The following is a 16,544-nucleotide window of genomic DNA, read 5'->3' on the forward strand; positions in this document are numbered from 1 at the left end:
AATTCTATAATGTACGAAATATCGGTCTTTTTTACAAATTAATTATTGTTTATTTTGCTTAATTTCAGTGAAATATATTTTTGTCATGTACTAAAAAATATTTTATAAAATTCCAGTTCAAGATGTTCCCAAAAAGAACTATTACCAACGAATGGCATTAATGACTAAAGATTTAAGCTATGCTAATCAAAACTTAAAAAATGCCATTGACAGCATACAAAAGTTAGAAATGAAAGGAAACAAATTTAGATTTGATTTAGAGTCTGATATTGCATTAGTCAATTTTGCTCGAAAGGATTTGAATAATAAAATGAAAAGTGGTATTTCGGATATAATTGAGTCTAAAGATGCCGATTTAACTTTTAGTGAGAATTTCATACATTCATTTACAAAGGGATATCTACTTTTTATGTTTTATATAGCCAATCAAACCAGTATTCTAGGGCTTTTACTATTTTTTATCATCGCTTTAACTTTATATCTAAGAGTAATCCGTTCAAAATACAAACATGCCAATCTCTTTGAAAATTTAAAATATCCGAGTTATGCTTTGAATTATCCTTTGTCAACTGCAATCTTGATAATGGGTTCCATATTTCAATTCTTTCTACCTTCACCTCCCTTTGTTTTTATGGCATTCTTATGGTTAATTAGTGGAATTGCATTGACAATTATTCTAAGAAAATCGACAACAAAATATTGGTTTTTAGTATGGGTAGCATTTTTTATTTTAAACAACATTGCATATCAAGACAACCTTTTACTACTTTATTCGCAAAACGAAGCTCGATTTGTTGCTTTTTTAAGCGCAATAGGTTTATTGCTTGGATTGTATGTTTTTTTAAACAGAAAAAAAACAGGAAGAGAAATTTTTGAGAAAAGTTTTCGTGTAAGTATCATAGTTTTTATAGTTTTTGAGTTTTTAGCGTTACTTCTCATTTCATTTAACCATTATAATTTGGCCAAAATGTTGATGACAAATGGCTATTTCACAATCTTAATTGCACATCAATTAATATGGACATTCCGACTTAGCATTGATGTTTTTAATTTGTCTATATACTTTTCAAAAAGTGATGAGGAATTAGAAAAAGAGGCTGAAAACGATTTAATAACTGAGAGTCCTTACAAAGTGTCCAGTTTTATATATGTAATGTTTGCAATAGGCTGGTACGTGTTAATTAGCAGGAATTCATATGCTTTCCAAAATTTCACCGAACCTATAATTGAGAGTGTTTATCAAAAAAGACAGTTAGGAGAATTTGTATTTTCTTTTGACAATCTGTTTTTATTCTTTTTTATCCTTTTTATGTCAGGACTTAGTACTCGAATTGTCTCGTTTTTAACAACTGAAAATAATTCTAAAGGTAGTAGTGTGAAAAAATCAGGCGTAGGAAGTTGGTTGTTATTAATTCGTATTGCTATTATCACTTTAGGTGTTTTACTTGCTTTTATCTCCATAGGAATTCCAATGGATAAAATTGCTTTAATGATTAGTGCATTAAGTGTTGGTATTGGTTTTGGTTTGCAAAATGTAATCAACAACTTAGTTAGTGGATTAATTATTGCCTTTGAAAAACCAATAAATCTCGATGATATTGTTGAAGTTGGGGGCAATATGGGAAAAATGAAATCTATTGGTATTCGAAGTAGTGTCATTACAACTTGGGATGGTACTGATGTGATTATACCTAATGGTGATTTGCTAAGTCAGCATTTGGTAAATTGGACAATGGGTAGTAATAGACGTCGCTACGAAATTGATTTGGGAGTTGCTTACGGCTCGGATTTAAAACAAGTTAAAACGATTTTATTAAACGTATTAATGGAACACGAGTTAATTTTAAAAAATCCGGAACCTATGGTTTGGGTGACTAAATTTGGTGAAAGTTCTATTGATTTTGCGATTAAATATTGGGTACCTCACTTTAATTTAGGTAATGATGTTCGAAATGATATCATTATTGCAATTGATGTTGCGTTTAAAGCTAATGGAATAGAAATCCCATTCCCGCAACAAGATGTAAACATTCAATCTGTGGTTTCTGATTCAGTTGATAACAACGATAAAAAGGAAATATAAAAATACCTGACAAAGTAAGTACAATAGATTTTCGGAAAGAAAAAGAATTTTCAAGAAAATAAGTTTAAACAATCATGAAAAAACTACTTATTTCACTAGCAATAGTTTGTGCTTTGCTTTCTTGTGGAAAGCAAACCGAACTAAAAGAAAACACGGCAAGTTCTGATACAATTGTTTCAGAAGATAAAAAACCTGATACTGTACCTGCTTTCACAAAGGAATTAAGCTTATATAATACATCTTTTAAAATTTCGGTTACTGGAAATCAAATGACTATTATACCTAAAGACCTAAAAATAGATAACAATCCAATTATTACAGAAATTGAAGGAACAGTTACAAATGCAGAAATTGGAGATTTGAATAGTGACACATTCCCAGAGTTATTCGTATACACCGTCTCAGAAGGAAGTGGGAGTTATGGAAAAGCATACGGTTTTTCAGTTAATAACGGAAAATCGGTAAGCGGCATCAGCATTCCTGCTTTAGCTGACGATCCAAAATTAAGCAAAGGATACATGGGACACGATGAATTTGCCATAGTTGATGGCATTCTCGCCCAACGTTTTCCTATCTATAATGAGGGTGATACTAATAGTAAGCCAACAGGTAAAACCAGACAAATCCAATACAAGCTTCGCGAAGGTGAAGCATCAAGAAAATTAGTAGTAGATCAAACCATAGAATTTTAATTTTAAAATTATATACCGTATGAAAAAAATTGTTTTATCCATTATCTCACTAGCATTTATGGGAATGACATCTTGCAAAAAAGAGATAAAAACTAGTGAATCGACCACAGATACTACAACGGTAGTTGTCGACACTTCAAAAGCGAATAAAATGGTCGATCCTGACCCAACAGACACAATTCCTGCCGAACGCTATGGAATCAATTCATCTAATCCTAAAACAGCCGATTTAGTGCGACTAACAATTACCGATTTATTCAAAGATGATTTAGCAAAGAATATTATAGACGATTACAGCAAGAAGTTTATTTTCTTTGAATACGATTTGAACGAGGACGGCAACAAAGAAATTCTTGTTGGGTTTACAGGGCCCTATTTTTGCGGGTCTGGAGGATGCACCCAACTTTTATTAGACAATCAAGGAAATGTAATCACCACTTTTTCAGTTTCCGAATATCCCGTTATCATTGACACACACAAAACCAATGGATGGAAAGATTTATTTATTTATGGTGGAGGAAAAAATAGAATTGTAAAATTTGACGGAAAAAAATACCCATCAAATCCATCAGTTCAACCAGCATTGAAGCTGACTCCTGGTGATGGATTGCCAAGAGCACTTGATTTTACTAACGAGCCTTATGCTTGGTTTAAGTTTTAATTTATGCAAAGCCTGAATACACGTTCAGGCTTTGTTTTGTTTTTATATATTTAGAAAATTAAGAGCTACAACTCAACATAGAACAGCCTACTTTATCTCTAGCCCAATCGGGTCTTTTGGCAAACCATTTTTGGTTTTCAGGTTGTTCATCATACGGTTTTTTAAGCAATTCGAAAAGTTCATTTACCAAAGAATAATCACCTTTATCTGCAGCATCAATACTCAATTGTGCCATATAATTTCGCAATACATATTTGGGATTTACCAAATTCATTTGCTCTTTCCTTTCTATATCTGAAAGCTGTTCCTGTTTAATTCGATTAGTATAATGATTCAACCAAGTATACCATTTGTCCAAAACAAATTCGTTACCCTCTTTTTCATTATAAAAAGCATATTTAATGCTATCCAAAGCAACTTCTGCGTTATCGTCTTTTTGAACATTGCCCAGATTTCTAAAGAAAATAGTCATATCGGTTTCTATTAATGAAAGCAACTCTGTCAGACTTTCGATTAAAATAGCATCATCCTCTTTTGCCATTTTTAATCCGAGTTTATTACGCATCATATTCAAATATTCCTTTTGATAATCATTGCTAAATGCATTCAAAATAGTTTCAAGAGGTTTAGCATCATTGATCAATGGATACAAAGCATTGGCTAATTGATACAAATTCCACAAGGCAATATCGGGTTGATTTCCAAATCGATATCTTTTATGTTGTATATCGGTTGTGTTTGGCGTCCAATCGGGGTTGTAATCTTCCAACCATCCATAAGGGCCATAATCTATTGTGATACCATGAATCGACATATTATCGGTATTCATAACCCCATGCACAAAACCCACGCGTTGCCAGTGAATAATCATATTGAGTGTCGTTTTCGTCACTGCTTGAAAAAAGGCTAGATACTTTTCTAAACCTTCACTTTTAATATCAGGAAAATGATGTTTGATGGTATAATCCGTTACTAATTGCAGTGTATCAAGCTCTTTCCTGAAAGCAAACAATTCAAAATTTCCAAAACGGATAAACGAAGGCGCTACTCTACATACAATTGCTCCTTTTTCGTAAGCAGGATTTCCATTATACATTACATCTCTTAATACTTGATCTCCAGAAAGCATTAACGAAAGCGAACGGGTTGTGGGAACTCCCAAATAATGCATGGCTTCTGCGCACAAGTGCTCGCGTATGGAGGAACGCAATACGGCAAAACCATCAGCTGTACGGGAATATGGTGTAGGCCCTGCCCCTTTTAATTGTAAAATATATGACTGCTTATTATGATTAACTCCCGTTAGATTAATGGCGCGACCGTCTCCTAATTGACCCGCCCAATTCCCAAATTGATGCCCTGCATAAGGCATAGCATACGGTTTGGTATTTGGATAAACCGTATTCCCAGAAAAAGTATTCAAAAAATCAACTGAATGAATATCTGCCTGAGATAATCCCAAAAAATTAGCCACCTCAACCGAAGCATGAATCAAAGAAGGATTCGAAGGCTTTTTGGGCTCGACGTATGAAAAACAAGCTTGCTCAACCTGTCTCGGCATATTGTTTTGAATAGGATCAGCAGGTAATTCGGAAGTAAAATTATTTTGTATGTGGAGTTTCATTTGAAAACGCTTTTATATAAACTAGAATAGTATTCGTAAAGATATTCGATACACTAGAAATAAAAGGGTTCTTATGATAATTTTAATTTATAACCTAAATCATTTTATTTATAAAAATATAAAACAAAAAATCCTGAGCTTTCACTCAGGATTTTGAATATATAAACTTTTTTATAATTAAGAAAGTGCCGCTGTAACTTGATCTGCAGCTTCTTGAAATTCAACAGCAGATAAAATCGGCATTCCTGAATTGTCAATTAATTCTTTTGCAATTGCAGCATTTGTACCTTGTAAACGAACAATGATTGGAACATTTATTGCATCACCCATATTTTTGTAAGCATCAACAACTCCTTGTGCCACACGGTCACAACGAACAATTCCACCAAAAATATTAATTAAAATTGCTTTTACGTTTGGATCTTTCAAGATGATACGGAAAGCAGTTTCAACACGTTTTGCATCTGCAGTTCCACCTACGTCAAGGAAGTTTGCAGGTTCAAAACCAGCATACTTAATTAAATCCATAGTTGCCATTGCAAGACCTGCACCGTTAACCATACATCCAACTGTACCGTCAAGATCTACATAGTTCAATCCTACTTCTTTTGCTTCAACTTCGATTGGATTTTCCTCACGAACGTCACGCATATCAGCATATTTCTTTTGTCTGTACAAAGCATTATCATCGATATTTACTTTAGCATCTACAGCCATAATTTTATCATCCGAAGTTTTCAAAACTGGGTTGATTTCAAACATAGAAGCATCAGAACCAATGTAAGCATTGTATAATGAATCGATGAATTTCACCATTTCTTTGAAAGCATTTCCAGAAAGACCTAAGTTAAAAGCAATTCTTCTTGCTTGAAAACCTTGTAATCCAACAGCTGGATCAATTTCTTCAGTGAAAATTAAGTGTGGAGTGTGTTCTGCCACTTCTTCAATATCCATTCCACCTTCAGTAGAATACATAATCATATTACGTCCAGTTGATCTATTCAAAAGAACGGAAACGTAAAACTCAGAAGTTTCACTTTCGCCTGGATAATATACATCCTCAGCAATTAATACTTTGTGAACTTTTTTCCCTTCTGCAGAAGTTTGAGGAGTAATCAATTGCATTCCAATGATTTCACTTGCAATTTGTTCTACTTTGTCAATTCCTTTGGCAAGCTTTACTCCACCACCTTTACCACGACCACCTGCGTGAACTTGGGCTTTTACAACATACCAACTTGTACCAGTTTCGGCAGTTAATTGTTTTGCAGCAGCTACAGCTTCTACAGGACTATTCGCTACAATTCCGCGTTGTATGCGAACTCCGTAACTAGCTAAAATCTCTTTTCCTTGATATTCGTGTATGTTCATAATATAGAATTTGTCTGGATTCTGAATCTATTTCAGAATAAAAGTGGCACAAAAATAGCAAAATTTAATTTAACTGAAATTATTTTTAATTATAATAACACATAAAATTAAAAATTAGTGATTCTTTTATCTCAATCGATATAGTAAAATAAATTTAAAAATTCTTAGTGTTTTTGTTAAAATAATCGTCTGCAAAAAGTATAATCCTATATTTATTACAAATATTAAAGGTTTTTTGATTTTTAAAAAATATTCATTGAAGAAATGTCAATTCATAAAGGCAAATCTAGCATTATTATCAAATATTCATACCTTTTTTACTTTTATAACAAAAATAGAACCTAAATGATGGATTCACTCAATATATGTTACGAAATCTTTAATTTTGTAAAAAAAATATCAAGCATGAGAGTTAAAGAACAAGGCCTATATTTACCCGAATTTGAACACGACAATTGTGGCGCAGGATTTATATGTAATTTGAACGGAATTAAGTCTAATGACATTATTCATAAGGCTCTAGACATCCTTATAAAGTTGGAACATCGTGGAGCAGTAAGCTCGGATGGAAGAACTGGAGATGGTGCTGGAATCCTTTTTGATATTCCTCATACCTTTTTTAAGAAAGTATGTGATTTTGAAATTCCAGAAGTAAGAGAATATGCTGTTGGTATGGTTTTTATGCCTAAAAGCCAAAACCAAGTTGCTTTTTGTAAAACTTCTTTTGAAACTGCCATAAAAGATCAAAACTTAGCTGTTTTGGGATGGAGAGATGTTCCAGTTGATGTTTCCAATTTAGGACAAATTGCCGCCGAAAAAGAACCAACCGTTAAACAAGTATTTGTTGGCAAAAACGGATTAGATATTACAGAACAACAATTCAATGCCAAATTATTCTTGGCTAGAAAAATTGCAGAACATACGATTCGTAGTTCAAGAACTTCGGAAAGTCATATGTTCTACTTTTCAAGTTGTTCTACAACTACTATAATATATAAAGGTCTATTGATGCCAGAAGACATCAGCAGATACTATACAGATTTATTGGATGACGATTTAGTGACCCGATTGGCTTTGGTTCACCAACGTTTTTCTACAAACACATTCCCTTCCTGGGATTTGGCACAACCCTTTAGATACATGTGTCACAATGGTGAAATCAATACTTTAAGAGGAAACGTAAGCAGAATGCGTGCTCGTGAAGAATTGATGAAAAGTGATGTTTTTGGAGAAGATCTAAAAAAATTATTCCCAATCATTTTAGAAGGAAAATCAGATTCAGCTTCTATGGATATGGTTGTTGAGTTATTATTAATGACTGGTCGCTCACTTCCAGAAGTTATGATGATGGTTGTTCCTGAAGCTTGGGAAAAACACCAAACCATGTCGGATGAAAAGAAAGCTTTCTATGAGTATAATGCTTGTATTATGGAGCCTTGGGATGGTCCAGCTTCTATTCCGTTTACTGATGGAAACGTAATTGGAGCATTATTGGATAGAAATGGATTGCGTCCTTCTCGTTACACCTTGACCAAAAGCGGATTTGTTATCATGTCATCAGAAATTGGTGTTTTGGATATAAAACCAGAAGATGTAGTACAACACGGAAGATTAGAACCAGGAAAAATGTTCCTTGTAGACATGAACGAAGGTCGTATTATTGAAGACGAAGAAATCAAACATTCTGTTGTATCTAAACGTCCTTATCGAGAATGGTTGGACAAAAACTTGTTGCATTTGGCAAGTATTCCTTATACAAATAATCCAATTCCAACGGAGAAAATTGATTTTGAAACCAGACAACGTTTATTTGGCTACACTATTGAGGATTTAAAAACGATCATTAATCCAATGGGGGCTCAAGGCAATGAAGCATTGAGTTCTATGGGTAATGACACTCCTCTTGCAGTATTATCAGACCAACCACAATTACTGTATAACTATTTTAAACAATTATTTGCACAAGTTACCAACCCTCCTTTGGATGGAATCCGTGAAGAAATAATTACAGATACAAGCTTAGCAATTGGAGGAGATTATAACATCTTTGACATAACCGATATACATTGTAAAAAAATCAAAATTCAAAATCCCGTTATCTCCAATGAGGATTTAGATAAAATCAGAAACATAGATCATGCTGATTTTAAATCGGTAACTATTTCTACTTTATACAAAATAGAAAAAGGGGTAAATGGTTTAGAGCGTGCTTTAGAAAAATGCGTTCAAGCTACTTTCAAAGCAGTTTCTGAAGGATGCAACATTGTAATTTTATCCGATAGAGGTGTAAGCGCTACATTCGCACCAATACCAATGTTATTAGCCACTTCTTATATTCACCATTCTTTGAACATTCTAAAAGTTCGTTCTAAGTTTGGAATTATAATTGAATCTGCTGAACCTCGTGAACCGCATCATTTTGCTTTATTATTTGGATATGGAGCAAGTGCTATCAATCCTTATATGGTAAACGAAATCATTCACAACCAAGTGAATGAAGGTTTTATTACTGGAGTAAAAGCTGATTATGCAATTGCCAATTATAATAAAGCGATTGCAAAAGGGATTCTAAAAATCATGAACAAAATTGGTATCTCTACTTTACATTCGTATAGAGCGGCACAAATTTTTGAAATTTTAGGATTAAACAAAACATTTACTTCAAAATACTTCCCTTATACACCTTCAAGAATCGAAGGAATTGGTCTAATGGAAATTGAAAGAGAAGTTAAGAAAAGATACCAAAATGCATTCCCAAAATCGGAAATTGCAAATTTATTACCTTTAGAAATTGGTGGAATTTACAGATGGAGAAGAAACGGTGAAAAACACATGTTCAATCCAACAACTATTTCAAAATTACAACAAGCTGTTCGTTTGAATAGCCCAGAAAGTTATAAAGAATACTCTACTATGGTGAATGATCAAAGTGAAAACTTGATGACCATAAGAGGTTTATTCGAATTTAATAATTTGGATCCAATTTCTATTGACGAAGTAGAGCCTTGGACCGAAATTGTAAAAAAATTCAAAACCGGAGCAATGTCTTACGGTTCTATTAGCCAAGAAGCACATGAGAATCTAGCGATAGCCATGAACAGGATTGGTGGAAAAAGTAATTCTGGAGAAGGTGGAGAAAACCCAAAACGTTTTCAAAAAGACTTGAATGGGGATTCTAGAAATAGTGCCATCAAACAAGTTGCTTCTGGAAGATTTGGGGTATCGATCAACTATTTGACAAATGCCAAAGAGATTCAGATAAAAATGGCTCAAGGTGCAAAACCTGGAGAAGGTGGACAATTACCAGGTGAAAAAGTGGTACCTTGGATTGCAGAGACAAGAAATTCTACTCCTTATGTGGGTCTTATTTCTCCTCCTCCACACCACGATATTTATTCTATTGAAGATTTATCTCAATTGATATTTGACTTAAAAAATGCCAATCGTGAAGCAAGAATCAACGTGAAGTTGGTTGCTGAAGTAGGTGTTGGAACTATTGCTGCCGGTGTTGCCAAAGCAAAAGCGGATGTTATCTTGATTTCAGGATATGACGGAGGAACTGGTGCTGCACCATTGACATCCTTACAACACACAGGTATTCCATGGGAATTGGGTCTTGCCGAAGCACAACAAACTTTGATATTAAATGATTTGAGAAGTCGTGTAGTTTTAGAATGTGATGGTCAATTAAAAACTGGTCGTGACGTTGCTATTGCAGCATTATTAGGAGCAGAGGAATTTGGTTTTGCAACTGCACCACTTGTAGCATCTGGTTGTATCATGATGAGAGCTTGTCACTTAAATACTTGCCCAGTAGGTATTGCAACACAAGATCCAGAATTGAGAAAAAATTTCAAAGGAACTCCAGAGCACATTATCAACTTTATGTATTTTATTGCCGAAGAGTTAAGAGAAATTATGGCTCAACTTGGTTTTAGAACATTGAAAGAAATGGTTGGACAATCGCAAAAACTGAATGTTAACAAAGCAATTAAACATTACAAAGCGAGTGGATTGGATTTGTCTTCTATTCTATACAAACCAGAAAAAGCGAAAACAGTTCCAAATCACAATACAACTACCCAAGATCACGCATTAGAAAATGTATTGGATTTTGATATAATAAAAGCTGCAATTCCTTCTATCTATAGAAAAGAAAGAACCAGAGTTACATTTGATATCAAAAATACAGACCGTTCTGTTGGAGCCATCTTAAGTAATGAGATTTCAAAAATTTACGGATCTCAAGGATTGCCAGAAGACACTATTCTTGTTGACTTTACAGGATCTGCCGGACAAAGTTTTGGAGCATTTGCCACTAATGGTTTGTCATTTAAAATACACGGAAACTGTAATGACTACCTAGGAAAAGGCCTTTCTGGAGGAAAATTAATTATTAAAGTCCCTCCTACTGCCACTTTTAGTCCAGAAGACAATATTATAATTGGAAACGTAGCCCTTTATGGCGCTATAACAGGAGAAGCATACATTAACGGAATGGCTGGAGAACGATTTGCTGTTAGAAATTCTGGAGCAACAGCAGTTGTCGAAGGAATTGGAGACCATGGTTGTGAATACATGACTGGAGGAACTGTAGTTGTTCTTGGAAAAACAGGTAGAAACTTTGCTGCTGGTATGAGTGGCGGTGTGGCTTATGTTTATGATGCCAAAAAGAAATTTGAAAATGGATTGTGCAATATGGAAATGGTTGCCTTAGAAACGTTGGAAGAAGAAGATTTAGAAAAATTAAGACGCTTAATCCGAAATCATTCAATGTACACCAATAGCCCTTTAGCAAAACGCCTTTTAGGAGATTGGGAAAACGAAAGTAAACATTTCATTAAAGTGATGCCGACAGATTACAAGAAAGCATTACAAAGATTGTCAGAAGAAAAGCAAATTGAAGAACTAATAGCACAATAGTCATGGGTAAAATAGGTGGATTTAAAGAATATAATAGAGCCGACGAAAGTAATGTTGCTGTTCTAGAAAGAGTTTCAAACTATAATGAGTTTACAGTTCCGTTAGCAAAAGATAAAATCAAAGAACAAGGTTCCAGATGTATGGATTGCGGCATTCCTTTTTGTCATAGCTCCTGTCCATTGGGAAATTTAATTCCTGATTTTAATGACATGGTGCATCAGGAAGAATGGGAAAGCGCCTTGAAGATTTTACAATCAACAAACAACTTCCCTGAATTCACAGGTCGCTTATGTCCTGCTCCATGTGAGAAATCATGTGTTCTAGGAATCATTAGCGAGCCGGTTGCTATTGAAAATATTGAAAAAAACATCATTGAAAGAGGTTTTGCAGAAGGCTGGATTAAACCCCAAATTCCAGAAGTAAGAACAGGAAAAACGGTTGCAGTTGTAGGATCTGGTCCTGCAGGATTGGCGGCAGCACAACAATTAAATCGTGCAGGCCATACCGTTACCGTTTTTGAAAGAGACAATGCAATAGGTGGTTTATTGCGTTATGGGATTCCAAATTTTAAATTAGAAAAAGGAATAATTGACAGACGCGTTAAAGTATTAGAAGCTGAAGGTGTTGTTTTTAAAACCAATGTAAACGTAGGGGTTAATTTTAGTGTAGAAGAATTGAAAGCTTTTGATTCTATCGTTTTATGCGGTGGAGCAACCGAAAGAAGAGGTTTGCCTACAAAAGGAGCCGATAGCAAAGGTGTTGTTCAAGCAATGGATTTCTTAACACAGCAAACCAAAGTATTGTACGGAGAAAAAATCGAAGACCAAGTAATGGCTACAGGAAAAGATGTAATTGTTATTGGTGGTGGAGATACAGGATCGGATTGTGTGGGAACTTCAAACAGACACGGAGCAAAATCAGTGACTAATTTTGAAATTATGCCAAAACCTCCGGTCGGAAGAAGCGAAACTACGCCATGGCCTTTTTGGCCGTTGCAATTAAAAACATCTTCATCTCATGAAGAAGGTTGCAACAGAAACTGGTTAATTAATACAAAAGAATTCCTTGCTAATGAAAAAGGTGAGCTTGTTGGATTAAAAACCGTTGAAGTAGCTTGGAAAATGGTTCCTGGACAAAGACCTGAATTAATCGAAAAAGAAGGTTCAGAGAAAATTTGGCCTTGTGATTTGGCCTTGTTAGCGCTTGGCTTTACTGGTCCAGAAAAAACACTTAGTGATCAATTGGGATTAGAAATTGATTTTAGAAGCAATTACAAAGCGACTAATTATAAAACCAATGTACCGCATATTTTCACTGCTGGGGATATGAGAAGAGGACAATCTTTAATCGTATGGGCCATCTCTGAAGGACGTGAAGCTGCTAGAGAAGTTGATTTATACTTGATGGGATATACTAATTTACCAACAAAAGGAAAAGGTGATTTACCCGCTTTATAATATTTGAAATAAAAATTTTAAATCCCTTGATATCATTTATATCAAGGGATTTGTTTTTTAAAACAAAACAGAATTTAAACTCAGTTAAAATTTTAGTTATTCAATAAATAAAACGTTAATTAATTAGCACTTACATCAATTATAGGCATGCATACTAAATTTATAACATAGAAATTAAATTTTATGTAAAGTTAAAAAAAATCAATAACGAGAACTACTTGTTACGATTTAAACAATTTGTTATATTTTGTTAAATAACAGTAAATTGTTTGGTCGTATACTGAAAGAATAATAAATTTGTAAAAAATAATAATAACGATGCAAGCAAACGATTTACTACACTTAGCAGAACAATTTGGAAGTCCACTTTATGTCTATGATGCCGAAAAAATACAATCTCAATATAATAGATTAACGAAAGCATTTTCTAAAGTGTCTAATTTACGCATCAATTATGCAATGAAAGCATTATCCAATGTTGCTATTCTTCAATTATTGAGAGATATGGGTTCTGGATTGGACACCGTTTCTATTCAAGAAGTTCAACTAGGGTTACACGCTGGTTATGCACCCGAAAAAATATTTTATACTCCAAATGGTGTTTCTCTAGAAGAAATTGAGGAAGTACACACTTTGGGGGTTCAAATAAATATAGATAACTTGTCAATTCTGGAGCAATTTGGAGCAAAACATCCTCATGTTCCTGTTTGTATTCGTATCAACCCACACGTAATGGCGGGCGGAAACGCCAATATTTCGGTTGGACATATTGATAGTAAATTTGGAATTTCAGTCCATCAACTACCCCATTTGGTACGTATTGTAGAAAATACAAATATGAATATCGTTGGTATTCACATGCATACTGGATCAGATATTTTGGATATTGAAGTGTTTTTATATGCAGCCGAAATTTTATTTGACGCTGCCAAAAACTTCAAAAATTTAGAATTTTTAGATTTCGGAAGCGGATTTAAAGTTCCTTACAAAAAAGATGATATCGCTACCGATATTGATGAATTAGGTAAAAAATTATCCAAAAGATTCAATGCCTTTTGTGTAGAATATGGTAAAGATTTAACTTTGATTTTTGAACCAGGAAAATTCTTGGTAAGTGAGGCAGGTTTCTTTTTGGCCAAAGTAAATGTGGTAAAACAAACAACTTCAACAGTTTTTGCTGGTGTTGATAGTGGTTTCAATCACTTGATTCGCCCTATGTTGTACGGATCACAACATACTATAGAAAACATTTCGAATCCAAAAGGCAAAGAGCGTTTTTATTCGGTAGTAGGGTACATTTGTGAGACTGATACTTTTGCTACCAACAGAAGAATTTCAGAAATAAAAGAAGGAGATATTTTATCTTTCCGCAACGCTGGAGCCTATTGCTTTTCAATGGCATCCAATTACAACTCACGCTACAAACCTGCAGAGGTTTTATGGATGAACGGTAAAGGCCATCTGATAAGAGCTCATGAAACGTTTGAAGATTTACTTAAAAATCAGATTCCATTGCCTGTTGAATCAGCAGCAACAGTTTAAAAAATAAACACTAATCCCGTAACAATTAAAGTTTCGGGATTTTTTTTATCAAAAATCAACTCAATCCATTAGACATAAATAAAACCTCTGAATACAAATAATGCCGATTATGTATCCAATATTGTCTAAAAAAACGATTTGTTTTCATACTATATCGGTATTAGAACACTTGCCCTAAGACTATTTAATAAATATATGTATGGTATAACTAGACACATCATTTGTGAAAATTTGAAAATCTGTATCAAAAAAAACTATTAGGTATCAATACCGAAAAGCATAAAAGTAACAAAAAAAAATCCCATTCGTTGAAGCGAATGGGATTTTCATTTCTTTAAAAACAAGTTATTTTTTCTCAAACAACTCTTCCAAAACTTCTGCCTCTGTACCGTTTGGAGTAGCAATCTTTAACATTTTAGAAAGCGTAGGAGCAATTTCAGTAATGTATTCTTTCTTGTTAGATTCTCCTTTTGGAACATGCCAGCCGTAAAAAAGCAATGGCACATTGGTATCATAACTATTTGGAGTTCCGTGAGTAGTTCCCGTTTCAATACTTTCCAGATAACCAGCACCTTGAAGAATAACAAGATCACCACTTTGTTTAGGGTCATATCCTTTAAATATAAAATTCAAATAATAATCTTGACCGGTAGCACTCAAAATTTCTTCTTGGGTATACACTCTTCTAACATACTCAAGAGTCATCATGAAGTCTTTAAAGTTTTGTTTCACCTTAGAAAGTTCAAGACCTTTTTCTTTAATAAGCTCTCGGTTCAAGAAAACATTGAAATTGGAATAATTCAATATTAAATTAACTCCAAATGTATCCATTGAAAATTTATTCAATGCATTAAAAGTTTCCTTGGAAGGAATGTTGGTTACATTGTATTTATGATCTTTCAAATAAATTGGGTTTTCGGCAACAGCATGATCTGCAGTCAAGAAAAGCACATAATTATCCTTACCTACATTCTTATCCAAATAATCCAAAAAGGCAGCAATAGTAAGGTCCAAACGCAAATACGTATCTTGAATCTCCATTGATCTTGGACCAAAAGTATGTCCAACATAATCGGTTGAAGAAAAACTTACCGCTAGAAAATCTGTAATATTATCTTTCCCTAATGCTTCTTTATCGATAGCTCTCATAGCAAAATCAGCCAATATATCATTCCCAAAAGGAGTCGTTTTTATTACTTCCAACCCATTTTGTTTATAAATTTTATTCAAATCATATGGAAAAACAGGATTTGCTATTTTATCCAATTTCCCTTCATACGGATTGTCATCAGGAAGACTTTCATTGTATGTATCTAGCGGACGCAACAAATTCCATCCTTTTTCAACATATTTCATATATGTCTTTTCTTTATTATAATCAGCTACCCATTCTGGCAATTTATCACCATAAAAACTGCTTGATATAAATGAACCTGTTTTAGTATACCAAAATGCCCAATTCGCAAAATGACCCGCCGGCAAAATTGCACCACGATCCTTAATACTCAAACCAATTACTTTTCCGTTGAAGTTTGTTGCCATTTTTAATTCATCGGTAATTGTAGTACTCAAAAGATTTTTTGGAGACATAGCACCCTCTTTTTCTGTACCTTGTACAAGTGTCTTTACACTGGCATCGTCTGTACAATAGGTAGTTTTTCCTAAAGAACGCAAATACCAATCATTCCCAATAATTCCGTGAGTTGACGGAGTTGCCCCTGTATAAATAGACGCATGCCCTGGAGCAGTAAATGTAGGCACATAATTATAATTCATGTTGTAAAAAGTAAAACCGTCATTCATCAGTCTTTTAAAACCTTTGTCTGAAAAATCATCAGAGAATCGATACAAATACTCCATTTTCATTTGATCTACAACAATACCAACAACCAATTTAGGGCGTTGTTGTGCCTGACTGTGGATAGAAAAAACACATACTAAAAACAAGATAATTTTTTTCATAATACATTTTAAATTACACACAAAAATACACATTATCCTTTAAAAAAAACAAAAAACAAAACAAGCAATGCAATTATTTAATCAATTCTTAATCAAAAATCAGCAAATCATCAAAATAATTAGGGCGTGACCCCATCCCGAAAAGAGGTCAAACATACTTTGCGCGTATTCGCCCTCTTATCGGGATGCGGTCGGGCTATCCATGCTACTTAGGTAGCTTATTTCTATC

At 34.0% G+C, this 16,544-nt stretch carries 9 protein-coding genes; 6 read left to right on the forward strand and 3 right to left on the reverse strand.

What is annotated here, in order from left to right; all coding sequences use genetic code 11:
* The first annotated feature begins 160 nt into the window (after positions 1 to 160).
* The 3 genes from AC8GF4_RS11415 (at position 161) to AC8GF4_RS11425 (ending at position 3,436) form a co-directional block, all read left to right on the forward strand.
* Complete coding sequence (locus AC8GF4_RS11415; protein WP_506594758.1) at positions 161 to 2,083, forward strand: mechanosensitive ion channel family protein; 1,923 nt, start codon at positions 161 to 163, stop codon at positions 2,081 to 2,083.
* Between the two features lie 74 nt (positions 2,084 to 2,157).
* A complete protein-coding gene (locus AC8GF4_RS11420; RefSeq protein WP_506594760.1) occupies positions 2,158 to 2,775 on the forward strand; it encodes a PliI family lysozyme inhibitor of I-type lysozyme in 618 nt (205 codons plus the stop codon).
* A 19-nt stretch (positions 2,776 to 2,794) separates the two neighbouring features.
* On the forward strand, positions 2,795 to 3,436 hold the full coding sequence (locus tag AC8GF4_RS11425; RefSeq protein ID WP_506594761.1) for a COG3650 family protein: 642 nt from the start codon (positions 2,795 to 2,797) through the stop codon (positions 3,434 to 3,436).
* Between the two features lie 58 nt (positions 3,437 to 3,494).
* Here the strand turns inward: AC8GF4_RS11425 and AC8GF4_RS11430 are convergent, their stop codons facing one another.
* Complete coding sequence (locus AC8GF4_RS11430; protein WP_506594762.1) at positions 3,495 to 5,060, reverse strand: protein adenylyltransferase SelO; 1,566 nt, start codon at positions 5,058 to 5,060, stop codon at positions 3,495 to 3,497.
* A 177-nt stretch (positions 5,061 to 5,237) separates the two neighbouring features.
* A complete protein-coding gene (gene sucC / locus AC8GF4_RS11435; protein WP_506594763.1) occupies positions 5,238 to 6,431 on the reverse strand; it encodes an ADP-forming succinate--CoA ligase subunit beta in 1,194 nt (397 codons plus the stop codon).
* A 405-nt stretch (positions 6,432 to 6,836) separates the two neighbouring features.
* Here sucC and gltB point away from each other — a divergent pair, with 405 nt between their 5' ends.
* The 3 genes from gltB (at position 6,837) to lysA (ending at position 14,353) form a co-directional block, all read left to right on the forward strand.
* Positions 6,837 to 11,354 carry a glutamate synthase large subunit gene (gene gltB, locus AC8GF4_RS11440; protein ID WP_506594764.1) on the forward strand — a complete coding sequence of 1,506 codons (4,518 nt, stop codon included), beginning with the start codon at positions 6,837 to 6,839 and terminating at the stop codon, positions 11,352 to 11,354.
* A 2-nt stretch (positions 11,355 to 11,356) separates the two neighbouring features.
* A complete protein-coding gene (locus AC8GF4_RS11445; RefSeq protein ID WP_506594765.1) occupies positions 11,357 to 12,811 on the forward strand; it encodes a glutamate synthase subunit beta in 1,455 nt (484 codons plus the stop codon).
* A 318-nt stretch (positions 12,812 to 13,129) separates the two neighbouring features.
* Positions 13,130 to 14,353 (forward strand): diaminopimelate decarboxylase, encoded by a 1,224-nt coding sequence (gene lysA, locus AC8GF4_RS11450; protein ID WP_506594766.1) that lies wholly within the window; start codon positions 13,130 to 13,132, stop codon positions 14,351 to 14,353.
* Positions 14,354 to 14,698: 345 nt separating this feature from the next.
* On the opposite strand, the gene pafA is transcribed toward lysA, so the two are convergent.
* Positions 14,699 to 16,315 carry an alkaline phosphatase PafA gene (gene pafA, locus AC8GF4_RS11455; RefSeq protein WP_506594767.1) on the reverse strand — a complete coding sequence of 539 codons (1,617 nt, stop codon included), beginning with the start codon at positions 16,313 to 16,315 and terminating at the stop codon, positions 14,699 to 14,701.
* Positions 16,316 to 16,544 lie beyond the last annotated feature (229 nt).

This window comes from Flavobacterium rarum (SeqCode) (genome assembly GCF_965234445.1).
GTDB classification, from domain to species: Bacteria; Bacteroidota; Bacteroidia; order Flavobacteriales; family Flavobacteriaceae; genus Flavobacterium; species Flavobacterium rarum.